General features: G+C 48.6%; 16 protein-coding genes and 1 pseudogene. 11 read left to right on the forward strand and 6 right to left on the reverse strand.

Translation table 11 applies throughout. From position 1 onward, the window contains the following. Positions 1 to 641, reverse strand: a 641-nt coding sequence (locus L0156_13890) for a hypothetical protein (protein ID MCI0604088.1), incomplete at its 3' end; no start/stop codon positions are given. Positions 642 to 891: 250 nt separating this feature from the next. Between L0156_13890 and L0156_13895 the strand changes: the two genes are divergently transcribed. The 3 genes and pseudogenes from L0156_13895 (at position 892) to L0156_13905 (ending at position 5,207) form a co-directional block, all read left to right on the forward strand. Further along, complete coding sequence (locus L0156_13895) at positions 892 to 2,709, forward strand: hypothetical protein (GenBank protein MCI0604089.1); 1,818 nt, start codon at positions 892 to 894, stop codon at positions 2,707 to 2,709. A gap of 30 nt (positions 2,710 to 2,739) precedes the next feature. Continuing rightward, positions 2,740 to 3,072 (forward strand): annotated as a pseudogene (locus L0156_13900) (extradiol dioxygenase). A gap of 95 nt (positions 3,073 to 3,167) precedes the next feature. Continuing rightward, positions 3,168 to 5,207, forward strand: a complete 2,040-nt coding sequence (locus L0156_13905) for a hypothetical protein (GenBank protein MCI0604090.1) — start codon at positions 3,168 to 3,170, stop codon at positions 5,205 to 5,207. 1 nt (position 5,208) lies between these two features. Here L0156_13905 and L0156_13910 read toward each other — a convergent pair whose 3' ends face one another. Both L0156_13910 and L0156_13915 read right to left on the reverse strand, forming a co-directional pair. Continuing rightward, the gene (locus tag L0156_13910; protein ID MCI0604091.1) at positions 5,209 to 6,120 is read right to left on the reverse strand and encodes a glycosyltransferase; all 912 of its coding nucleotides are present in this window, start codon (positions 6,118 to 6,120) and stop codon (positions 5,209 to 5,211) included. 30 nt (positions 6,121 to 6,150) lie between these two features. Further along, entirely contained in the window at positions 6,151 to 7,851 is a 1,701-nt protein-coding gene (locus L0156_13915; protein MCI0604092.1) for a glycosyltransferase family 39 protein, read from the reverse strand. Positions 7,852 to 7,908: 57 nt separating this feature from the next. Here L0156_13915 and L0156_13920 point away from each other — a divergent pair, with 57 nt between their 5' ends. Next, the gene (locus L0156_13920) at positions 7,909 to 9,333 is read left to right on the forward strand and encodes a trimethylamine methyltransferase family protein (protein MCI0604093.1); all 1,425 of its coding nucleotides are present in this window, start codon (positions 7,909 to 7,911) and stop codon (positions 9,331 to 9,333) included. Here the strand turns inward: L0156_13920 and L0156_13925 are convergent. Continuing rightward, positions 9,330 to 10,040 carry an ankyrin repeat domain-containing protein gene (locus tag L0156_13925; GenBank protein ID MCI0604094.1) on the reverse strand — a complete coding sequence of 237 codons (711 nt, stop codon included), beginning with the start codon at positions 10,038 to 10,040 and terminating at the stop codon, positions 9,330 to 9,332. The two genes, L0156_13920 and L0156_13925, sit on opposite strands and share 4 nt — an antisense overlap. A 71-nt stretch (positions 10,041 to 10,111) precedes the next feature. Continuing rightward, positions 10,112 to 10,873: an undecaprenyl-diphosphate phosphatase gene (locus L0156_13930; GenBank protein ID MCI0604095.1), complete on the reverse strand. Its 762-nt coding sequence runs from the start codon at positions 10,871 to 10,873 to the stop codon at positions 10,112 to 10,114. 111 nt (positions 10,874 to 10,984) lie between these two features. Between L0156_13930 and L0156_13935 the strand changes: the two genes are divergently transcribed. From L0156_13935 to L0156_13965, 7 genes are all read left to right on the forward strand, one after another. Next, positions 10,985 to 12,172: a hypothetical protein gene (locus L0156_13935; GenBank protein ID MCI0604096.1), complete on the forward strand. Its 1,188-nt coding sequence runs from the start codon at positions 10,985 to 10,987 to the stop codon at positions 12,170 to 12,172. A 65-nt stretch (positions 12,173 to 12,237) separates the two neighbouring features. Further along, positions 12,238 to 14,088 (forward strand): gamma-glutamyltransferase, encoded by a 1,851-nt coding sequence (locus L0156_13940; protein ID MCI0604097.1) that lies wholly within the window; start codon positions 12,238 to 12,240, stop codon positions 14,086 to 14,088. 121 nt (positions 14,089 to 14,209) lie between these two features. Then, positions 14,210 to 15,118, forward strand: coding sequence for a S1C family serine protease (locus tag L0156_13945; protein ID MCI0604098.1), 909 nt, complete (start codon positions 14,210 to 14,212; stop codon positions 15,116 to 15,118). A gap of 84 nt (positions 15,119 to 15,202) precedes the next feature. Then, the gene (locus tag L0156_13950) at positions 15,203 to 15,850 is read left to right on the forward strand and encodes a response regulator transcription factor (protein MCI0604099.1); all 648 of its coding nucleotides are present in this window, start codon (positions 15,203 to 15,205) and stop codon (positions 15,848 to 15,850) included. Positions 15,851 to 16,633: 783 nt separating this feature from the next. Next, a complete protein-coding gene (locus L0156_13955) occupies positions 16,634 to 17,683 on the forward strand; it encodes a hypothetical protein (protein ID MCI0604100.1) in 1,050 nt (349 codons plus the stop codon). 6 nt (positions 17,684 to 17,689) lie between these two features. Further along, positions 17,690 to 20,887 carry a protein kinase gene (locus L0156_13960; protein MCI0604101.1) on the forward strand — a complete coding sequence of 1,066 codons (3,198 nt, stop codon included), beginning with the start codon at positions 17,690 to 17,692 and terminating at the stop codon, positions 20,885 to 20,887. Beyond that, positions 20,887 to 21,462, forward strand: a complete 576-nt coding sequence (locus tag L0156_13965; protein ID MCI0604102.1) for a response regulator — start codon at positions 20,887 to 20,889, stop codon at positions 21,460 to 21,462. The genes L0156_13960 and L0156_13965 overlap by 1 nt, the downstream gene beginning before the upstream one ends. Here L0156_13965 and L0156_13970 read toward each other — a convergent pair. Further along, positions 21,459 to 23,981: a S8 family serine peptidase gene (locus L0156_13970; protein ID MCI0604103.1), complete on the reverse strand. Its 2,523-nt coding sequence runs from the start codon at positions 23,979 to 23,981 to the stop codon at positions 21,459 to 21,461. The genes L0156_13965 and L0156_13970 overlap by 4 nt on opposite strands. Between the last annotated feature and the right edge of the window lie 25 nt (positions 23,982 to 24,006).

A 24,006-nucleotide genomic window follows, 5' to 3' on the forward strand; every position in this document is an offset into this window, starting at 1 on the left:
ATCAAAACAACCAGAACCGCCGGTAAGAACCACTGAATGAATTTGCGATGCGGGTAACGTTGAAAGAGCAGGTGATCTGCGATCAAGATTCCGGGAAAAACAAGAGCAGGCTCCTTCGTTAAAAGTGCGGCTGCAAACGGAATCAGCGACCAGTAGATGGCCTTCCGTGTATAAAGGAGAAGCGCAAGCAGCAAAAAAGCAGAGTGCAACAGCTCGGGTGTTCCGCCTATCCAAGCAACGGGTTCGACATGCACAGGATGAGTGGCAAAGAGTAAAGAACCGATGAACGACGGAAACTCGCCTACGTAGTGACCCAGGATCTGCCAGAAAAGCAAAACGCAACATAAATGAAGGAACACGTTTAGAAGGTGGAAGGCAAACGGATTCAATCCGAAAAGCTTATACACGATCAAGTAAGTCACCATGTGCAAAGGACGGTAGTTGTTCGACCGCGTCTCAGGACTGAAATACCATACATCAGTTGTGAATAGCACCGGCAGGTGACGAAAATCTTTTACATACGGATTTCCGACAAGCTGAAAATGATCGTCATAAACGAATCCGTTGAACAATGAAGGAAAGAATGTCCCGAGAGTGAAAACGGTAAGCAGTAAAGGGTAAAGGATTCTTCGATCACTCATCTGTTTCGGATCATTATAGAAGAAGTTATAATACGGAGCGCAGGCTGAGCTTGTTGAAAAATCCAGATGCTGGCGGTCCTAGTTGGAGAGCGGGCATCCTTGCCCGCAAAATGCTTGTCGAGCGATCAGGTTTTTGCGGACTGGAAGTCCGCGCTCCAACTGATTTTTCAACAGGCTCGGCTCCAGCCTTCAATGATGCGCGGACTGGAAGTCCGCGCCCCTTAATGCGGGCAAGATGTCCGCGCTCCGTATGAAAACCGGTTTTCCGGCATGGCTTGCAGCAATCGTCTATCTGGTCGTTAGCTGTTTCTTTTCCCAGCCTCTTTTCAACATGTTGGGTTTCCTGTGTGCGATCGTTCTTGCCCTGGCGTCCATCACAGTTGGCCGTTTTTTGCGGCAATTTCTGGATTCGACGAATCACACACTCGATTTTCCTTTAGGACTTGGAACAATTCTGCTGGTTCTGTTTGCCATTGGCACTTGGGATGCTTCCAGAACTGTCCTGGTCGGCATCTGGTGCTTTCTGTTCCTATTGGCCGTTCCCTCCTCAGGTGAACTGAAGCAGAGGGTACCCTGGTACGTTTTGTGGGGAACTCCTTTTTTCGTTTTATCCATTTGGTCGAGCTTTACGCCGGCGACTTTTTACGATGCTCTTGCATACAATCTGGGACTTCCTTATCAATACCTGTCTTATGAGCGTATTGTAACTTTTCCAACCAGCAGCACTTCTTTTTTTCCGCCTTTTGATCAAACCGCAAAGTTTCTCTTCATTGCTGTTACCACACAAAATGGCATCAAGATTTTTTCTTTTCTTCTTTACATTCACTGTTTGAGAATGGTGGTTCATGTGAAACCAGAGGAGATAGATTCGCGATTCATTGTGATCCCACTGTTGATTCTTCCCGTTCCCTGGATTCTGCTGCACATTGTCAATCCCGACTTGATGAATTCATTTTTCTTTGTTGCCGGTGTGTGCACGCTTTTAACATTGCGATCCGGCAGGAATACAGTGCTTGCCTCCGTATTGCTTGGTTTCGCCGCGTGGACGAAATACACGGTTTATCCGTTTCTCATATTTACTCCAGTACTTTTCTGGCGGTCGACCGCAACCAGGCGGCAGATTTTCACAAGAATGATGCTGTTTGGCGCTGTTTTCATTCTGATTATTTCTCCTTTCTGCATTCGGAATTGGGTCTTGAAGAGAGATCCCTTCTATCCGATGCTTGCCCCCGTTCTTTCAGCCGAGTGGGAGCAAAAGCAAACTGAAGCCGTTCAGGGAGAGTTTCCTACACCTCGCACAGGGAAAGAGTTTGCGAAAGCGGTTGTTACGACGCCATTCCAGATGACCTTTCGGCTTAGATCTTACGGAAGTGCGTCAGAAGTCGGTATCCTACCGCTGTTATCGCTTGTGTTGCTTCTTTTTCAATTCAGAAAACTGGATCGCGTTCTCCTTGTGTTTGTGTTGCTGTGTTATCTCATCTTTATTTATGGGCTTTATCATTTCCGTTACTTTCTCCCCGTTTTTGTAATTGCCATGCTCCTTCTTGCATACTCATTTCAGCTGATCCACAAAGTGGCGCCGCAGGCGATGCCATTTCTCTGGGTTGGTGCAATCCTGTTTGGATTGTGGCAAGCCTTACCGGTCTATAATTTATTTCCGTTGATCTCTGTGGGTTCCACTCCGGAACGGTATCTTTTGAACGAAGTGAATTACTTCGGCGCCACTCAATTTCTGGAAAAGACAAAAACTTCTCAGCTTACTCTGACTCTCGGCGAAACAAGGATTGCTTATTTTCGCAACAGGCTGATTCCCCACGCTTACGTGGATAAAGATCCATTGCTCACATGGGCAAGAGAACGTAGAGATCCCGAAGAGATCTTCAGGAAATTGAAGGAAGAAAACATCGGGTATATCGTTTATAATCCTGCGGAAATGGAGCGGCTAACCAGGAAGTACAAGATCTGGGAAGCGACACAGGATGAGCGGCTGAGGTTAACCGGTCTTATGAAGAATCATTTTCAAATCGTATACTCGCAGCGCGGAATTGTTATTTTTCAGGTGAAGTAATAACATGGCGTCGAGAAGAGGAGGATTGTCATGAACATTGGGGCTCATTCAATCATCTACAGTAAAAATCCGGAAGCGGACCGCGCTTTTCTGCGGGATGTACTTAAACTGCCAAACGTTGACGTTGGAGAAGGGTGGTTGATTTTCGGTTTGCCACCCGCGGAGGTTGCCGTGCATCCTTCCCGAAAAAACGACGTGCATGAATTCTATTTGATGTGTGACAACGTTGAGGCGTTTATCACCGACATGAAGAAGCACAAGATTGCATGCGCTCCGGCTCAAAATATGGGATGGGGAGCGCTCACCCAGATATCGCTGCCGGGTGGCGGAAATCTGGGAGTCTACTCACCGCGACACGCGCGGCCAAAAGCAATACGAACGCGAAAGCCTGCAAAGCGAGCTTCAAAGAAATCTACAAAAAAGAAACGCACAAGCAAAAAAGCAAAGTAAAGCTCGCCGTGAAGGTTTTCAGGCCATCTCTTCCTGCAATTGACCTCTGGGTTATCAGTTTTCTCGCACTGTTCTTCGAGCTTGCTGTCATCCGTTGGATTCCGGCAAACATCAGTCTGCTCTCCTATTTTTCAAACGTCGTTTTGATTAGTTGCTTTCTTGGACTTGGAACGGGCTGCGTGTTGAAAATCAAACGTGATTTGATTCCACTGCTTGGCTTAGTTGTACTGGGGCTCGTTCTTTTAACACGATATCTTCACGAATTTGGGATTCAGCTCCCTCTTCCAGGCGAGGCTTATTTCTTTGGGGCAACAGGAAAACATAGGTGGTTATACGTGGTTCCGGTTGTATTCCTTTTAACTGCACTGCCATTTGTCATGCTAGGCCAGAGGCTTGCTCGCAACATGGAGGAGTTTTCACCGATGCGAGGTTACAGTATCAATATCTTCGGAAGTCTGGCGGGCACGCTGGTTCTTGCTTTCTTTTCGTTTTTTGGTGAAGGCCCTGCGGTCTGGTTCTTGTTGGCATTTTTGTTGATGTGTTGGCTTTTGCGCAAAGAAAGAATCGTTCTGCTCATCAATGTTGTGCTGTTTGCTTTATCACTGAATATCGTCAATCAATTGAGCAAAAACAGCATTTGGTCTCCGTACAACAAAATTGAGCTGCAAAGATTGGCTCCCATGGAGTTGGGAGGCATTCGAGTCATTGTGAATGAAGATTATCATCAATTGATTTTGAACTTGACGGATCCGGTTGCGCAAAAGTATCCAGATCTAAATCATTTTCGCCGTACCTATGATCTCCCTTACGCCGTCCTGTCTGTTCCGCCGGCAAAGGTGCTCGTTCTGGGTGCAGGCGCCGGAAATGATGTTGCAGCGGCGTTGCGTGCCGGCGCTCAATCAGTCGATGCGGTTGAATTGGATCGGGCGATCATTGAATTGGGTGTGTTTTTGCACCCGGAAAAACCATATTCCAATCCCAGGGTGAAGCTGCACAATAACGATGCCCGTTATTTCATACGAACGAAAGAGGGAACTTACGATGCTGTTGTCCTTGGATGGCTTGATTCTCATCGCCTCTTCTCAAGCCTCTCGAATGTCAGACAGGACAATTTTGTTTATACTGTTGAATCCTTGCGACAAGTTCGAAAGTTACTTGGCGAAAGAGGAATGCTTTTCCTGAGTTTTTATGTCGGGCGGCAGTGGCTCGGTGAAAAAATCTATCGAATGATTCAGGAGGCTTTCGGATACTCGCCGAAAGTGTTTGCTTATCCGGCAGGCGCTTTCGGTTTGGATGGCCAAACTTTCATCATTGGCGCAACGCAGACGGCCTCAATTCAGGATAACGTAAGCGGATTTGTAAACATAACAGCGAAATACGACGGGAAAGGCGCTCAATTTCCTACTGATGATTGGCCCTACCTATACTATCGCAGCAAAGGACTCACTTCGGAGTATTTTTACACTCTTGTATTGCTTGTTTGTCTATCGGCTGTAGTCGTATTCATCGCGTTGCCCAAAGGCCAAATGATTTACAAAGAAGCCACTCATTTCTTTTTTCTTGGCGCAGGGTTTCTGCTGCTCGAAGTAAAAAATATTACAAGCCTTGCGTTATCTTTTGGATCCACCTGGGTTGTTACGTCCATTGTCATTTCAGCATTACTTGCCATGATTCTTGTGGCAAACTACCTGGTTCATCGCCGGCAGGTAGAGGGATCCCCTTTGATCTGGGCGTTTTTGCTCTTATCCATTCTTGTTGCTGGACTCTGGCGAGAACATTTGCTCTCTTTTGCAAGTCCGGCCATACGCTCCCTTTTTACGGTTCTGGTCGCTTCTGTTGCTTTCCTTTTTGCAGGTATTATCTTCGCGAATTCATTTTCAAAAACAAACACTCCCGGACGTTCCCTCGGTTTTAACGTGTTGGGAGCGGTGATAGGCGGCCTTGCGGAATATTTGAGTCTTTCCATAGGGATCGCGGGAATTTCCTTCGTAGCTCTAGGATTTTATGTACTTGCTTTTCTCTTGAGGCCTTCCCCGGCTCCGGCCTAGCTCATAATTCGCGATCGATCTTTTCGATTCTTTGTTCCCGCCGGTACTCAGATTCTAGAATGCGAAGCTGGTGATCAAATTCCTGGAAACGCCGCACAATTGTATGCAAATGCAAACCGGACAAAATGAAAAGGATCCCAATGACCGAAAGCGTGATGCCAAGTAGCTCAATAGAAGTGAAAAAGACCGTCATCCCCACAAGGATGAAGATCAGACCAAAACCTCCAAAAAAAGTGAGTGGCTTGGTATCGCGAAAGAGGGATAGCATTGTATTCATGATCAAAAAACCGTCACGCACGAAATGAATCTTTGAATAGCTTCCTTTAGGACGCACCTCCAGATTCACTGGCACCTCTTCAACTCTGTATCCGCGTTGTAGGGCTTTGATCGTCAACTCGGTTTCCACTTCGAATCCACCACCAAAAAGGGGAATTCCTTTCACGAAACTTCGATTGAATGCGCGGTAGCCGGAGAGAATATCGGTTAGTTTGACGCTGAAGATCAGTCGCAACAACCACCGGATCAACTTGTTGCCGTAGAGATTTGCCGCTTTGAAATTGCTTCGTGACTCGGGATGGAGTCTGGAACCAACCACCATGTCGGCTTCGCCACTGGCAATGGGATCCAGTAATCGATGAACAGATCCAGCGGGATAAGTGCCGTCGCCATCCACCATGACGTAGATTTCCGCATCCACTTTGCGGAACATTGTTTGCACCACATAACCTTTTCCCTGGCGGCGTTCACTCATTACAATCGCGCCTGCTTCCAACGCGACTGTGGAAGTGGCATCCGTTGAATTATTGTCAAACACATAGATGGGTGCGTCTGGAAGTTCCGCGCGGAAACTGCGAACAACTTCCGCGATTGTAAGCGCCTCGTTGTAGCAGGGAATCAGTACTGCAACTCGCATTGACTAAAGGATACTACGCCCGAAGTAATTTCAAAATGACCGGAGCTCACTGATTCTATTTTTTATGGCCGTGATGGTTTCCGGAGGAAGTTCCTGGGCCATGGCGGCCTTCAGGGTACGCTCCCACCAAACTAAGGAGGTCCCGCGGTTTTCTCTTTCATACGATATCGCCAGATTGCGCAGCGTCATCACATCGGAGGAATTGTAACGAAGAGCTTGCAGCCATGCGTTGCGCGCTTCTTGCGTTTTTCCTATTGTGAAAAGAGCCGATCCCAGATTGGTCCAGGCTTCCACGTATCCGCGATCCAGCTTCAGCGCCTCTGAAGCCATGAAGGCTGCCTGTTGAAATTCCTGCTTTGAAAAATGGGCGGATGAAGCATTGCTGTACCAGGCCGAGATTCCACGCGGAGGAATGAGATTCAAATTTGCATAGAGACAAAGAAGCAATCCCGCTGCGCACGCGATGAGTCTTCCGGACGGCTTGAATGACTCTCTTTTGATAAGAACGAGGCATCCCGCTCCCATGATGAGGAATGGAATCACCGGCAGCATATATCGTTCTTCCGGCCAGTAAAGAAGGAGCAGACCGGCTTGAGTTGCGAGATAAATAAGAAATAGTACGGTTCTTCTGTTCCAGGGAATTGCAGGCAGGCCGGCGAAAAATAGCGGAAACAATAATCCATAGCCGGGGAAATAGGTCAAATAGTGATGGTAAAACTTTGTTTCGAGCGGATAAGAATAAATTCCGGAAGGTATGTGTCGCTGCAGCATACGTCTCAACTTTACCGATTCCAGTTTGATCCAGTTCAGGGGTTGAGTCCGGATGAATTTCCATCCTTCACGAAACCAGAAGCGCTGGGCCTCGAGCGAAGTCAATTTTCGGCCGGCCCTCCGGCTCGCTTCCTTTTGCACATCCGGAATTTGATCCAATATGTTCGAACGAATGCCTTTGATCAATGGGTGCGCGCCCGTCGCTTCAGGGCTGTTGGCAAAATAGAAGTTTTCACCCCAGTTGGAAGCCACTGGAGTCCATGCTCCGGCAACAGAAATGTTTCGCACCAGAACCGGAACAGTACACAGGGACGTTCCTAAAACCAGCAGAGCGGCCGCCGTAAGCCGTGATCGCCAGATTTTTGTTGCCAGTAGCGCCACTGCCAGTGAAGGCCAGAAACAGATCGTTGCATTTCCTCTTACTTCGATCGCCATGCCCAGGAAAAGTCCGCAAAGAAAAATCTCTCGAAGTCTTGCTTCATCGTAGTAACGCAGCAAAAAGAAAAAACTGGCGAGCACCAGCGTGGTATAAAGAGTTTCCGAAAGAATTTTCATCGAATAAAAAAGAACAGGCCCCACGAACGAATAAAGCAGAAAGGCTGCCCATGCAGTCTTGTTTCCAAACAGCCGCTTCGCGCAGAAGAAAAGGAGCGCCGATTGAATCGTTACGAGCAAAGATTGGATAGCGGCAATCACATAGAGATTGGATCCGGAGAGGAGCAACATTCCAGCGAGAAAAAAAGCGTAACCCGGAGGGTGATGATATTCTTGCTCGAAGTAAGCTTTCCCTTCCAGGATCGATTCTGCCCACTGCAGGTAAAGCTCTGAATCAGCGATCGGATGGGAGAAGAAAGGATTCGTTGTAACATATTGTTGAAGAAGAATGATCCGGAGTAACAGCAGAGCAAGAGAAATGAGAAATAGACGCTTATTCTCCGGTGACTCCGCGGAAACTTGCATTAGCGATGCTGATTATAATGCAAACTTCAAAATTCACTTGAGATCTAAGAATTGACCATGTCCGATTGGGCCCGACCTCGCATCACGCTGCTTTCACCTGACCAGATTCAAAATGTTCACGAAGGCTCCTTAAAAGTTTTGGGAAAAATGGGAGTGCTTGTGGAATCTGCGCGCGCAAGAGACGTTTATGCAAAAGGGCAAGGAAGCGTGCATATCAACGAAGAGCGCGTGACCTTTGAAAGAGAAATCGTGGAATGGGCCATGCGCGTGGCTCCTTCAACTTATGGTGTGTTCAATAGAAGCGGCGAAAAAGTTTTTACGCTGGGTGATGGCCCCACTCGATTTGGAAATGGCGTTACGAATCTTTTTTATCAGGATCCGGTGACCGATGAGATTTCTCCGTTCTCGCGAAAAAATATGGAGACCGGCGTTCGCCTCGCTCAAATGCTTCCCGAATATGATGTTATTTCTACGCTCGGCGTGATTCGAGATTTACCGCCGGCCATTGCCGATCTTTATGCGGTGCTGGAAATGGTGGCGAATTCAACAAAGCCTCTGGTGCTGCTGATTTCCGATGAAAAGCTTTTTCCTCAAGTGTTGCAATTAATTCAAACGCTGCATGGAGCTGTCGGAGAAAAACCTTTCATCATTCCTTATTTGAATCCGGTTACTCCGCTAAAAATCAACGAAGGGACTTCCGATAAACTTCTGGATTCCATCGAGCATGGAATTGCCGCGATCTATTCAAACTATGGAATGGCCGGAATGTCTACGCCGATTACACCTGCGGGAGCTCTGACTTTCTTGAATGCGGAACTGATGGCAGGCGTCGTTTTGAGCCAGCTTGCAAAGGAAGGCGCGCCGATCATTTGCGGGAGCCTTCCCGCTTACTTTGACATGAAGACGATGGTTGATTTCATGGACATGCAAAGCTTCTTGATCAATTTAGGTTGCGCTGAGATGATGACGCACTACGGCATTCCGCACGCAGGTACATCCGGAAGCGGGGAAGGCTGGAGTTCCGATTTACTGGCTGCGGGTGTGAACTGGACAAATCATCTCACAAGCTTGATGGGAAAATCGGGACTCGCTCCTTTTGTGGGAAGCGGTTTGAATTCGAAATGTTATATGCCGACTCAAACAGTCTACGCGAATGATGTCATCGCGCAAGCGCGCATCTTTGCGCAAGGTTTTCCCGCGAATGAACAAGCCGTTGGAGCGGATGAGATCGTGTTTGAAATGCGGGAGAACGGGCACTTTCTAACTGCAGAGAGCACACTCGCATGCTACCAGCACGCTTATTTTCAGGGAGTCTTTCCCCGCATCAGTCTGGAAAAATGGGAGGAGCTGAACTATCCACGAATGGAACAGTTGTTGCGAGACCGCACCGTGGAACTGCTTTCTACGCAAGAGCCTCCGGAGGATCATGATGAGCTCATACGGAAAGGGGAAGAGTTTTTGCGGCGGATTACCTCTTCCTAGACATGTGGATTCCCAAGCAGGTTTACCTCCATCGCGTTTCCCCAACCCAGACCATGGTCGCTTGTCGAGCGCCCTATCGCGTTAGGATGAATGAGAATGCCACGGTAGCAGAGTTTATTCAGAATAGAAGCCGGGCGTAGATGCCAGCTTGCCCATGTGAGTGGAGTATCTCCGTTCATATCTTCGGCATCGATGATTGCGCCTGAATCCAGAAGAAGCTGGATCGCTTCTTCGGTCGCGAACGCGGCGGCGCGATGGAGGGGCGTTTCCGCTTTTGTTCTGCACTCTCGCATAAAGCAACTGGTTTCAACCGATGCCTTTGTCACACAATTTGGATTCGCGCCATTGGCTAGCAGAATCTTAATCACGTAGTCATACGCAGGACGATCGGCCTTGCACAAGGCTGCGTGCAATGGACTTTCACCTGTATCCGGCAGAGGATGATTCACGTCAGCGCCGTTTTCGATCAGGAACTGACACAGCTGCCAGTGCCCATGAAAAACAGCGCCGTTGAGATCGAAGTTCTCTCCCAGCGACTCCAATGATTCCCCGTTGGCGAGCAGAAATCGTATAGCACTAACATCGCCATAATACGCGCACCATTTGATTAAAGAGACTCCATTTAGATCCGTTGAGTTTGCGGCGTGACCTGCCGCAAGATAGTCGAACACTAAATCCGTGCGCCCGTCAGAGATTCGTTGAATCATTTTCATCCTCCTGTACGTGTTCCATCATACTGAAATGGAGCATCCCTGCGCAAAGGAGCGATGTTTAGATCTCACATCATCAAAGTCCAAAACAAGAATGCAACGAGGATGCGATAAATACCGAACGCAATAAAGGTGTGATTCTGAATGTAACGCAGCAAAAACTTAATGCTGAGAAGTGCGACCACAAACGAAGTCACAAAACCAACAAGGAGCAGATCGATTTCCGCTGAAGAAAAACGAGAGGCGCTTTTATAAATGTCGAGGGCCGTTGCCGCAGCCATGGTTGGAATAGCAAGGAGAAAAGAGAATTCCACAATCGTCTTTCTTTCGATCCCGATCACCATTCCACCGATGATTGTTGCTGCCGAGCGGGACACACCCGGAATCATGGAGACACATTGAAACAGACCGATGTAGAGCGCCTGTGGATATGAGATTTGTTTTGAGCCTTCCGGTTTCCCGCGCTGGAGCCATTCGAAAAGAATCAAAATGAGGCCGCCGATCAGAAGCGCGGCAACCACAATCAATTCATTCCCCAGCAGGTAGCGTTTTACAAATCCATATGCGATCAATCCGATGATGCATGTAGGGAGAAAAGCAACGATTGTTTTCTGGACCAGCGAACGATCCTTGAGCAATGATCGGGCATAGAGAACCACCACTGAAAGAATCGCACCAAGCTGGATTGCGATCTCAAAGCTTTTCAGAAATTCGGTGTCTTGCAGTTTCAAAAACGCTGAAGCCAGAATGAGATGGCCGGTGGAAGAAACCGGCAGAAACTCCGTAATGCCTTCTATGATCCCAAGAAGAATTGCGTCCAGTAATGTCATGTTTGAAATGGATAGCGTCCAACGTTCCCCCTCGTCCTTATGAAGGAGGCCTTAGAACCCGTCTTGATCTCCCCCTTCATAAGGGGGAGAAGATCACTTTGAACACTTTGCATGAATGCTGGCATTGTATCGTTTTTTGAACATCATATATATACGGATGTGCGAGGAACGATAAAATACTTTCGCGTTTGCCCAATCCTGTCTCTTCTCTTTTTTCTCTTTCTCCTGGGGCCGGTGGACGATTTGACGAAACTCTCACGAAAGGAGCGCGAGAATTATCTTCAACGGGCGAAGGTCTGGCAGAAAACCGACATCCCGAGAATGAATATTCTGGCCGGGCCGCAAAACGAAATCGCGGTTCCACCTGAAGCAGAAGTTCTCTGCCACTATGTGGAAGAAAGGGGAGAAGTGATTGGAGCCAGTCCGAAATTCAAATGCAAATTGCTGGATACGGGTGAGGTTGTTCGGATCAAATATAGCAGGAGGGAAACATTTGCAGAGATAGCCGGGACACGACTGCTCTGGACTCTGGGATTCTATACGGATGAAGTCTACCCGATAGAACTAAGGTGTTTTGGCTGTCCGCAGCACGATCCTTCCAAACCTTCCGGGGAAGAGACGCGGATGGAGAGAGTGGTAAAGGATGGAATCATGGAGCGAAATTTTGATGGGATGGAGCTTGCTCAATTTCCTGATCAGGGATGGAAGTGGCGTGAGCTGGATCGTATCGCGAAAAAGGCTTCTGCAGCCACAAAAGCGGAAATGGATGCGCTCAAATTGTTGGCCGTTTTCATCCAGCACACCGATAGCAAGCCACCACAACAAAGACTTGGTTGTTATGACAAGGATCTGGGCTGGCAGGATTCCGGAAAGATTTGCACGCAACCGGTTTTGATGATTCAGGATCTGGGCGCGACTTTCGGAGTCGGTGACCGGCGAGTGGGCGGATTCTCCGCGATGTACTACAAAGGATTGGAACGGATAGACATTTGGAACAACGAAAAGGAAGATAGATTTCAGCAGGAAACAGGGCGCCGCGCGTGTTTTGGGCGGCTTACATCTGCATTTCAGGATGGGCTTATGGATCCGGAAATCAGCGAAGGAGGTCGTCAATTCTTGGATGAACTGTTGAATCAACTGTCAGAAGATCAAATTCGAGATCTGTTTCGCGTCGCCCGTGCTGATGAAACAGATGAAGTGATTTTTGAAAAGGGACGGTCACAGAGGGTAACCATTGATCACTGGGTTTCCGCGTTTAAGAAAAAAAGGGATCAAATCCACCAGCGGACGTGCAGCTAATTGTTCTCTTGGCCCCTTGGCGTCTTGGCGGTTAACGAACTATAATCGCGAACGGAGGAGAACCGATGCATTCCACTCTAAAAAAGATTCTTCTATCGCTTTGTCTTTTTGCAATTGCCACGACACTTCTTGCCCAGAGAACTGTGAAACCACCACTTCACGGAAAGCAATGGATGGCAATTACCGGAAAGCCCCTGGGCGCGACTGCGGGAGCAATGCTTTTTCAGAAAGGCGGAAATGCAGTAGATGCTGCTTGTGCAATGATCGCGGCGACTGCCACGATGTGGGATGTGTTGAGCTGGGGCGGGGAGACGCAAGCACTTATTTATAATCCGCGCACTCGAAAAGTAATCGGCATTAACGCGCTGGGAGTGGCTCCAACTGGCGCGACCCCGGAGTTCTATAAATCAAAAGGGATGAAATATCCGCCCGAACACGGGGTGCTGGCTGCGGTAACACCCGGTACTCCTGGTGGAATTCTAGTTATGCTGGCGGAGTTTGGAAAGCTTTCACTGGCGGACGTGCTAGCTCCTGCAATCCAGTTGGCTGATGGTTATCCGATCGAAGCGCAAACGGCGGACATTATTGAGCGAGAAAAAAAACGGTTAAAGGAATGGCCTTACTCGCGGCAAATCATGTTGACGCATCCAGGCGAAATGCGTGAAGCCCCGGAAGCGGGAGAGATTTTTAAGCAGGCTGATCTTGCAGCGACTCTCCGTATGCTTGTAGAGGCCGAGAAGAAAGCGCTTGCTGGCGGCAAAAACAGAAAAGACGCGATTTATGCCGCCTATGACCGCTTCTACAAAGGAGATATCGCCAGCGAGCTTGTGCGATCCGTTCAAGAACAAGGCGGATTGATTACGCTGGAGGATCTTGCGAAGTGGAAGGTTCACATTGAAAAGCCGTTGAGCACCAACTACAAAGGGATCGAAGTTTATAAGTTAACCACCTGGGTGCAAAGCCCTGTGATGCTGCAAATGCTCAACATCCTGGAAAACTTTGATTTGAAAAGCATGGGCTACAACAGCGCCAGTTACATCCACACTGTTTACCAGGCGATGAACCTTTCGTTTGCGGATCGCGATTTTTACTACGGGGATTCCTATTTTGCCCCCGAAGAACCAGTGAAAGGACTGCTTTCCAAGGAGTATTCGCGGGAACGTTCCAAGCTCATCAAACAAGACCGCAATGATACGTCAATGAGCCCCGGAGACCCGTATCCTTTTCAGGGTGGCACGAATCCATTTGCGGATTTGTTGAAGAACTGGAATGAGACAGCAAAACAACCAGAGAAAACGGCACAGGCATTGTCAGCGTTTCATCAAAACTTTTATTCCGGCACCACTTCAGTTCAAGCTGCGGATGCAGAGGGTTGGGTTGTTTCGGTTACTCCGAGTGGTGGTTGGATCCCGGCGGTAATTGCCGGCCGTACGGGAATTGGGTTGAGCCAGCGGATGCAAAGTTTCGTACTGGACCGCGCAGAGAATCCATTTAATGTGCTGGAACCTGGAAAACGTCCACGCGCCACTCTTACACCCACTCTCGCCATGAAGGATGGAAAACCATTCCTGGGTTTTGCAGTTCAGGGCGGAGATAGTCAGGATCAAAATCTTTTGCAGTTTTTTTTGAACATTGTTGAATTCGGCATGACCGTGCAGGAATCTGCAGAAGCGGCGAACTTCAACAGTTATCAAATGAGAAATTCTTTCGGAGACCACGAAACACAGCCTGGAAAGATTTTGCTTCACGAATCGATTCCTGACTGGATCAGAAAAGATTTGAAAGGGAAGGGTTACGATTTAACATTTCAGGCGTGTACCTCCGGTCCGATCAACGCCATTTACTTCGATCATAAACACAATACGATGTGGGGCGGGTCGAGCCATCATGGCGAAGACTACGGTATAAGCTGGTAAAACAAAGTAGCGCGGACGTCTCGTCTGCGGGACCTCGCCGGCGGGACGCCCGCGCTACCTAGACGATTTTCCGGTATACACGCGTTTGATTTTTCAGCATCATTGAGTCAAAGGAGAACTTATGGCTCAAGAAATGATGTTAGAAAAATTATCCGAAGAACTTTCAAGCATTACACGAAAAGTCTCTGAATCGATTGTTTTCGTTCAAAGCAGACGATCTGCATCCTCCGGTATTGTCTGGGAAAAGAACACGATCGTTACTGCCGATCACTTGCTACCCAGGCAGGACGAAGTTCATATCCAAATTCCTTCCGGAGAAACAACGACCGCGCTTGTTGCAGGAAGGGATTCAAGTACAGACCTTGCCTTATTGAAGACAACAACTGAATTCAAAGCAGTAGAGAAAGAGACGTCGCCTTTCGAAGCAGGGCAACTCGCGATCAGCATTGGCCGGGCAAACAGGGGACGACTGCTAGCTGTGCTTGGTATCGTTTCCGGAAGCGATGGACCGTATCGCAATTGGCGAGGTGGAACGCTCGATCGCTTTATTCGGTTGGATGTGTCACCCTTTCCAGGCTTTTCAGGATCTGCGCTCGTGCTTCCAAATGGAAAGGTTGGTGGCATGAACACCGCTGCTTTTTCGAGGCACTTTGGGCTTACGGTGCCCGCATCCAATATTGACCGTCTGGTAGAGAGGCTTTCCAAAAAAGGATCGATCGGAAAACCTTACCTTGGGCTGATGATGCAACCAGTTCGCATTCCTAAGCAGCTTCAGGAACAAAGCCGGACTGAAATTGGATTACTCGTGATGGGTACGGAAGAGGCAAGTCCTGCCGAAGAGGCCGGAATCATACTCGGAGACATCATCGTGCGTTTAAATGAAAAAAACGTAAATTCATTGGATGAGATCTTTGATGCTCTCAATGCTGAATCGATTGGCCATGAACTGAAACTTGCTGTGTTGCGCGGCGGGAAAGTTGAGGAATTAGGTATAAAAGTGGGCGAACGCCCTATAAGACAAAAAGGATGATGATTGCAATGTCGTATTTGTGTTTCGCATGGGTTTCCCCTCCTTATGAAGGAGGTGAATAAAGGGGAGGTTGGAATAGCTTCATTGGAAAGACAACCCCCTCTTGATCTCCCCCTTAATAAGGTGGAGAAGGAACTTCCTTCAAAACATAATAGGATGATTCGTGTTTATCTGCACCCCAAAGAAGAGTTTCCCGAGTCGCTAATCGCGGGCCTCAAAGCATTGAAGGACATTCATCTTTCTGAGGAGCCCGTCTCTGCAGATGTGCTGTTATTATACGCAGCGAACTATAACCGCGTCACTTTTCCAGGGATTCTCCACACTGTAAAACAGTTCTCAAAACCTTCATTGCTTTTGTATGAGAATGGGGATGATACATTCCTGAAAGAATCCCTGTTTCAAAAAAGTATAGAAGGAGCGATCCGCTATGACGCGGCCACGCAACAGGTTTTTTTCGCACTCCAGGCGATTGCCGCCGGACTGAGAGTTTTCAACAACACTCATTCAAATCATCGTATCCCCTTCTCTGAAGTCCCTTCATTGACCCCACGGGAGCTGGAAATATTGCGGTTGATTGCGGATGGCGAGGGGAACAAGTCCATTGCTTATATCCTGGAAATCTCTGAGCACACGGTAAAATTCCATATCAGCTCCGTTTTTGAAAAATTGCATGTTTCCAGCCGAACGGAAGCCATCAAAAAAGGAATTCAACAAGGCTTGATTTCCATTTAATTGCAGGCAACCCGTCTTGTTTACAAGGATTTTTTCCATTTTTTACCTGAATTTAGTTGAACTCTGCGCTAAGATTACTTACTTTGCTAAAATGGGGTAAAATTGGATCATTGCTATGCCAGGAGATATAGGCGCGTCTGACCAAAATGAAATAGTTCGGTGTAATTCGTGTCGTGCAGCTATATCCGGCATAGTATCAAGATGTCCCTATTGCGGACAGAGAACAACGGGCAGCGAGCAGCCGATCAGCCAACTCGACCTAAACATGAGTGCCCGGGTGAAGGCATCTGAGAGAAGGCTGCGAAACCAATGTAAAGTCTGCGGAAAAGCAATTCTCCCCGAGGAAACGCTCTGTTCGAACTGTGAAGCCAAAGACCGATTAAAAACCAGAATCATCCTAATCTTGCTGATCGCGGCGGCTATTTTCGGTGTTTGGTATCTTTATCAAGATCCTCTGGTCCCCTAAAACTGTGCGTTTGAAGCATAACTAGAGAAGCAGATTTACTAGCAATTCGCTTACCGGCGCATCGGCAACGATCCGCCACTGTCCATCAGCATCAAGCCGCCAATGAGCCAGATTCAACTTATTTTTTAGGTGCCATTGGCGGTCCGAGACATCTTGAGAGCGAATCGTAAGCACTTATCGAAAGTTTCATGTCAATGTCCTCCTTTCTTTATCTTGACCGGTGAAATACACCGGTCCAGAGGGAGGACTGACATTCAACATAAAACTCTCCGTAATGCCTGCCGTCCGTAAAACCTGCGATAATAGGAACACAGAATATGCGTTTTCTCGTGTGCGTTGCCTTCATCCTTTTATCCGCAGCACAACTATTTGCGTGGCACACAAACACACACGTGCAAATGACACGCGATGCAATTTCCTTGATGCCGGAAGATTTCCAAATGGAACTTTTCGCGCACAAAAAATACGTCGTGTCCGGCATCATGGATCCGGACGAATTGCTTCGCGATTGGGAGAATCATTTTTACATTCCGAGCCTTCCGCCGTCAGGCGGTGCAATGAACCGCATTGAAAAGTTAATTGCTTTGATCCAGGACAGGTTACAAAAACCTGCTCTTGGTGATACAGGCAAACAACTGTGCTATCTCGCTCATTACATTGGTGATTTATGGTCTCCCGAATCACATCTTAAACAGAATTGCAGGGAGGGTCCCGATTTTCTATTAAACAATCGTATCGTAGTTGTCTGGGAAGGTTACGATAAGCCGATTGATAATTTTCAAGAGCACTTTAAGCAGCGCGCGCAATGGCGATGGAAAATAGAAAACTCGCACAAAGTGGCAACGCTTCTTTACAATGAAGCAGTCAATGATATTGCCGGCGTCTGGTTGAGCCTTTGGCAGGGTCGCAATAAATCGGTACAACCTTTGCAGCGCCGCATACTGGAGCACAAACGTGACGCGCTTATCGTTCAGCCAAAATCATCAAGTTCCAGCTCCAGTAAGAGCATCTGGGAGAGTCAGTTTTACACTCAGAAGTGGCGAACCTCCACTTACACCAGGCGAGCGGATCTTCGAGCCGCAGTAGCGGCTCGCAACGATAAAGCTTTTCTGTCACGCATCCAACCAACCAATCCGTTTGTTGTTCTGGAGGCTTCCTTGAAGAGCTTACAGACAAATTCGTTCCTGGTGATCCGTTTACGCGCAGAAAAGGATATTTCGAGCATTTCACTGATGTATCCCGGACATCGCGGGGCCATCGCGACGGCGGTCGAAGTCCCATCGGGAGAGGTCGTAAAACTGGAAGGAACTCTACCCACTCATGCAAAGAAGGATCAGATTGAAATTATTTTTGGATCGCCGGAATAAGAACTCATGTCTCATGATTCGAAAGATTCTCCTGTTCCTTTCCACAAAGAAATTCCATTCGTAGAGGGGGATTTCCAAAAATTTTGCGCGGATCGCGTTTCCGGTTCTTCTGAGTTTCCTGATGGCCGCTTTGGACCATATGAAAAACTGGAATTTCTAGGTCAGGGCGGAATGGCACGAGTATACAAAGCGTTCGACCCCGTACTTGGACGTGAAATTGCGCTGAAGTTCTTGCTTGTAGACGAGCCATCACTAACAGCGAGACTCTTACTAGAGGCTCAAGCCCAGGCCCGCATCGATCATCTGCATGTCTGCCGCGTATACGAAGCAGGCGAGCTGGAAGGAAGACCCTACATTGCAATGCAATATGTTCGCGGTAGATCCTTGCTGGATTTGCGGGAACAATTGACAATCGAACAGAAGCTGCTTGCAATCCGCGATGTGGCTGAAGGAGTTCATGCTGCGCATCGTGCTGGAATCATCCATCGTGATTTGAAACCTTCGAATATTCTGCTCGAATCGAGTGAGCGACAACAATGGATTTCCTACGTGATGGATTTTGGACTCGCACGCGACTTAAGTAGTCCGGGCATCACGAAAACCGGAGTTGTGGTTGGAAGCCCGCTTTACATGGCACCGGAGCAGGCGTTTGGACTGGCTTCGCAGGTGGATCGCAGGTGCGATGTATACAGTTTGGGGGTCACGCTTTACCAGACTTTATCGGGGAAGCTTCCGATGGAAGGAAGCACCGATGTCGAAGTTCTGGTAAAAGCTTTTCAAGATGAGGTTGTTCTCTTAAGAACGCGCAATCCTGAAATCCCTCGCGATGTGGAAACCATCGTAATGAAATGTCTGGAAAAAGAGCCTGCCCGGCGATATCAATCGGCGAAAGCGCTTGCGGAAGACATTGATCGATATTTAGAAGGGGAACCGATCCAGGCACGACCGGTCAGTCTGATCAGAAAGATCGGGAAAAAGCTCCGCAAACACAAAGGTCTGATGGCGACCGCAACCGTTGCGCTTTTGATAACCATCATTTTCGGTTGGATCAGTTGGAATACCCGCAGGCAAGCTCAAGAGCAGGTGATGATCGCCGGTCAATTCGGCAAACAGATTCAACAGATCGAAAGTGTGATGCGTATTGCTTACATGCTTCCGCTTCATGACACAAGACAGGAGAAACAGGTCGTTCGAAAACGGAGCGACTCCATCCGCAAGCAGATGAAACTGGTTGGTTCCCTGGGATATGGCCCAGGACATTACGCGATCGGCCGTTGCTATCTCGCCTTAAAGGATTATGAAAAAGCCCAAGACCATCTGCAAATGGCCTGGCAAAGCGGATACCACGAGGCGGAGGTTGCCTATTCTTTGGGGCTTGTGCTTGGAAAACTTTATCAGGAAAAAATGCAAGCGGCACAGCGTTTGAGTAACCAGATTTTGCGCGACAAGGAGATTCAGCAAATTGAGAAAACGATAAGAGAAGACGCGCTGACCTACCTGGCGTCCAGTAAAGGAGTTTGGGGAGAAGCTCCTACTTACGTGGAAGCTTTACTTTCCTTTTATGAAAAGAAATATCCGGAAGCATTGGTCAAAGCAAATGAGTCATTCAAAGCGTATCCCTGGCTCTATGAAGCAAAACAATTGCAGGGCGACGCTTATTTGTTGATGGGTGATGACAAATTGAATCACGGAAATCTTACAGGAGCAGAAAAAGACTATGAGACAGCGGGACAGCTTTATGCGGCAGCTTCCGAGATTGCAAAGAGTGATGCATCCATCTACAAAAGCAACACACAGAGGCTGGGTCAGCTATTGTATTTAAAAAGGCAACGGGGGGAAAACGTATCTGACGTTTATCGTGCCGCGCTTGATAGCATCAATAAGGCATTGCTGGCGAGTCCGGATGATAGCGACGCACATATCGCCAAATCCTGGCTCCACATAAGATGGGCTGAATCGATCTCTGAAGTCGGAAACGATCCCAATGAGCCGAGGAATCTGGCCATTCATAGTTCTCAAGAAGCGCTTCGGTGGAATCCTAAAGACATTGACGCCTATGAAACATTGGGAATGTCCTACTGGCGCAAAGGAGAATATGAGAATGATCACGGTCAGGATCCACGAGCTTCCTTGAGCCGGGCCATCGAATTCTCAGACAAACTCCTTCAAAGCAAACCCAATTATGTTTGGGCTTTTAACAATTCCGGGCTCGCGCATTGGACGAAGGGGAACTATGAATTGCAACACGGAATCGATCCGCGAACTTCGTTGCATAGTGCGATTGAAGATTTTCAGCAGGCCATTCAGGCATCGCCCAATTACATTTGGCCCCACACCAACGTGGGAAATGCTTACACCCACCTGGCTCATTATGAAATCAGAAAAGGCATGGATCCACTCCATAGTTTGAATCATGCGATTGCGTCTTACCGGGAAGCCCTTAAGCTCAATCCGACTTTTGCTGTTGGACACAACAATCTTGGCAGCGCATATCATTTTCGGGCGATCTATGAAATCAGCCAGGACCTCGATTCCGCGGATTCCTTAAATCAGGCAGCGACAGCATACAGAAAAGCATTCGAGCTAAAGCCCGATTACATATGGCCCTACAATAACCTTGCTCAAATCTGCGCGCTTGAGAGCACAAAACAACTCGAAAAAGGGGTGGATCCTTCTAAAACATTGGAGGAGGGAAGGAGCGCAATTGCGAGGGCTCTGGAAATCAGTGATTCGTATTCGCTCATTTATCAGACAAAGGGGGAAGTTGAAATTGCAGCAGCGCGATGGGCAATTCGCGAGAAAAAGATTCCTGATCCTTATTTCCGCAACGCGGAGCAATCGCTGCGTTTGGCATTGCAAAAGGATGAGACGAACCTGGAAGCGATCGTTGATTCGATTGTGCTCTTTCGTTGGATGGCAGAATGGAACCTGTCCCGTGGAGCGGATCCCTCAGTCCCAATCAAGGATGGCCTGCGCTATGCGGATGCTGCGCTAAAAATTGACCCGCAAATAGCGGATGCGTCTGCCTTGATGGGGCGATTACTTTTTATGAAGGCCCGCATCAGCCGGGACCCCAAACCCTATCTGGTACTGGCGCAATCCGCCCTGATCAAAGCGCTAAAAGCTAATAAGAATTTGGAACAGGAATACTGGCCGATTTTGAAGGAAGTCGAATCGTTGTTGTTAAAGAGAGAACAACCATAATGGCACAAAATGGACCGTTATGGTACCACAACTATTCAAAACGATACCAAAACGGTCCATTTTGGAACCACTTTGGCATACATTTGAATTATGAAAAGCTACCGCAATGTTTCAAATCTATTTTCTTTCCCGAGATTCGGGGTGAGGTGAAGCAGACAACAAATCCCGGCCCGGAGGTGACCGATTTGGAGGGGAAAGGGGAAACGATTTTGCTTGTTGACGATAACGATTCAGTGCGAGGTGCAGTAGCCTCAATTCTCTCGTTAAAGGGATACAAGTTTATTCAGGCTAAGAACGGGCTGGACGCTGTTCGATTGATCGATGTCAAAAACGAAAAAATCGATCTACTGATTTCAGATGTGGTCATGCCAGGCATGAATGGCAGAAACCTTGCGCGGCGGATGCGGGAGTCGATTCCCAATCTAGAAGTGCTGCTGATGTCGGGATATGCCGACGCATCCAGCGACAGCGAGTTAGACACAACAAACATAATCTTCATGTCGAAGCCTGTGCACACGGAAACGTTGCTTTCCAAGGCCCGCGTGTTGCTGGATGATCAGCGCAACGCCAGCTAATTTTGCACAGTGCGGGCAATGCTGATGCTGATCACTTGCGATCCCGCGGGTACATTAGGAATTCTTACAGTGTAATTTCCTGTGTTCGAAATCTTCTGATCAAGGCCCGAGGCGCTCAGTCCTTGAATCAACGCTCCGCCTGAAGCGAGCAACAGTCCTTTCGGATCTAGAAGTTGAACCGTTACGGGGAGCGCGGTGCCTTCGACAACCACGGAGAGTTCGCGATCGGAACCACCAAGCGTGATTTTCCGCTGCCACACGAGTCCCTGATTCCCGGATGTCTGGCTGACTTCAGTTTGTGAATGATAAGCGGCAGCTGAGGCATCTGCTCCCGCTCCTGCTTCACAGCCGAAACTAAATCCGTCAACGTAACCTGCGCCGCTCAAATGTTCGATGACTAATTGATGCGTGCCCGCGCCAAGATTCGAGTAAGTCCGCGAATGGCCGAATGTCGGATTTTCAGGTCCTGATTGGCTTGAGCCGTACGACAGAGTTTCCCGCAGCACTCCATCGATGAAAATATTCGCCGATCCTCCCGTGTTCGATTTAACGTAGAAGTAAGTTACATCGTTTCCGTCAAATACAATCCGCGCGGTTGGCCGGTTGCTGCCATTATTGTTGCCAAGCCGGCGATGATACCCGCCCTGCGAAGCGGAGCTGTTTTCGCGCAGATGCCAGCCGCCCTTGTATTCAACGGCAGCATCAGAATCATCGATTTCCGAACAGTTGCCCTGACCTTCGACCTGCACATTTACGGATGCTGTGGAAGAGGCGCCTGCGCAATCGGCTATCGTGTAAGTAAAGCTGTCCTGACCTGCGAATCCGTTATTCGGAGTGTAGGTGACTGTCCCATCAGGATTGGAAGTGACGGAACCCTTTGCCCCCTGCGTAACGCCGGTTACAGTAATTGAATCTTCATCGGGATCGCTGTCATTTGCCAGGACCTGGATGGTTACCGGAGTATTGGTGGATGTTGTCGCCTGATCGCCGGCAGCGACGGGCGGATGGTTGCTGGCGATGGCCGCTTGCACCGCAGCAAGCGCATCAATTCTGCCCCAGCCAAAAACGTTATTGGGGACCTGATCATTTGTGTCTCCACCGCACCCTTCTGTCGTTGTCAGGTGAACCGCGTATTGCTCAATGATCTCTTCAATGCGATCCACTTTTCCTGCCAGACATCGATTGGCGGAGATGATCAATGCTACCAGACCCGCAACGTGCGGACCGGCCATGCTCGTGCCGCTGAGATTTCCGTATCCGCCGTTTCGTAAGCTCGAACGCACATTCACACCGGGGGCGGATATGTCCGGCTTCCTGAGTATTCCTTCTAATGGATTCGTAAGCACGGAACCGCGACTGCTGAAACCTGCAATTGCATCATTGTTGATGTTGGTCGCTCCTACTGTGAAAGCAGATTGGTAGACCGCAAGCGGAAAAGCGATGGTGTTGCACGTATCCCCCTCGTTTCCCGCGGATACAACGTATACAATGCCTGCAGCGCGGCTCGCATCAATCTGTTGCTTCAACAGGGGAGAGGCGCATCCTTCGACGCATCCCCAGGAATTGTTAATCACGTGAGGCGATTTGGCTGGATCCGGATTGTTGCCATTCATATCAGTTGGCGCGAGAAACCACTCCATGCAATCCAGATATGTTGGGACCACTCCCAGACCGTTATTCATGTTCCTGCAAGCGATCCATTTTGCTCCGGGCGCCATACCGATTTGATTGGCTCCACCATCATCGCCAACCATTGTTCCCACTGTGTGCGTTCCATGTCCGCCACCCAGCAAAACATCATCATCACAGGGTTCAGGTGAAGATGCGGGACAGCCGGTATTCGGATTCTTGATTGCGTCGTGCCAGTTATAATTATGATTTGCACTCGTGCCATTCCACCCGCGATATTTGTCCTTTAACGCAGAGTGCGTCCAGGCGACTCCCGTATCGGCGCCCGCCACAACAACACCCTGCCCTGTATAACCCAAAGCCCATACCTGATCCGCTTTGACGCGGCTGATGTTTGAGCCAATGGACAGAACCACGTTTTCTACTGAAGAACTCTGTTCTGCTTCGGTTCCTCCGGGAAGACCCAATGCGCCCGATCCCGACGGGTAAATAAAACTAACGTCGGACCGCTGTGCCATTGCTTGAACGATGGAAAGATCGCCACGAACCCAAATCGCATTCACAATCCAGAATCGACGGTAGGAAACCCCGAGAAGATCAAGCTGAGTGATAACGGGAGATTGTGTCTGGTTCGATAGAGCAGTAAGCGTGTCGAAGACGTATCGCCCTTTTTCCTGTTTGCTTTTCAGGCTGCTGGCCCCGCTCAAATCGGCTTGTTGTGTCAATGCAACTAAGAATTCGGCTGGCCCGGCGGCAGCAGCTGTCAGAACCAGCGGATCCACTTTCTGTTGCCATCCTGTGATTTGCGCCGAAGCACTTTGAGGGCGCAGATCCAACACAAGGGAAACAATTGCGATCAGTAAGAACACCAGACTAAGCTTCCGTATCATGGCAAACTCCTCCATATGATTCATA

The sequence above is a fragment of the bacterium genome (genome assembly GCA_022616075.1).
In the GTDB taxonomy this organism is placed as follows: domain Bacteria; phylum Acidobacteriota; class HRBIN11; order JAKEFK01; family JAKEFK01; genus JAKEFK01.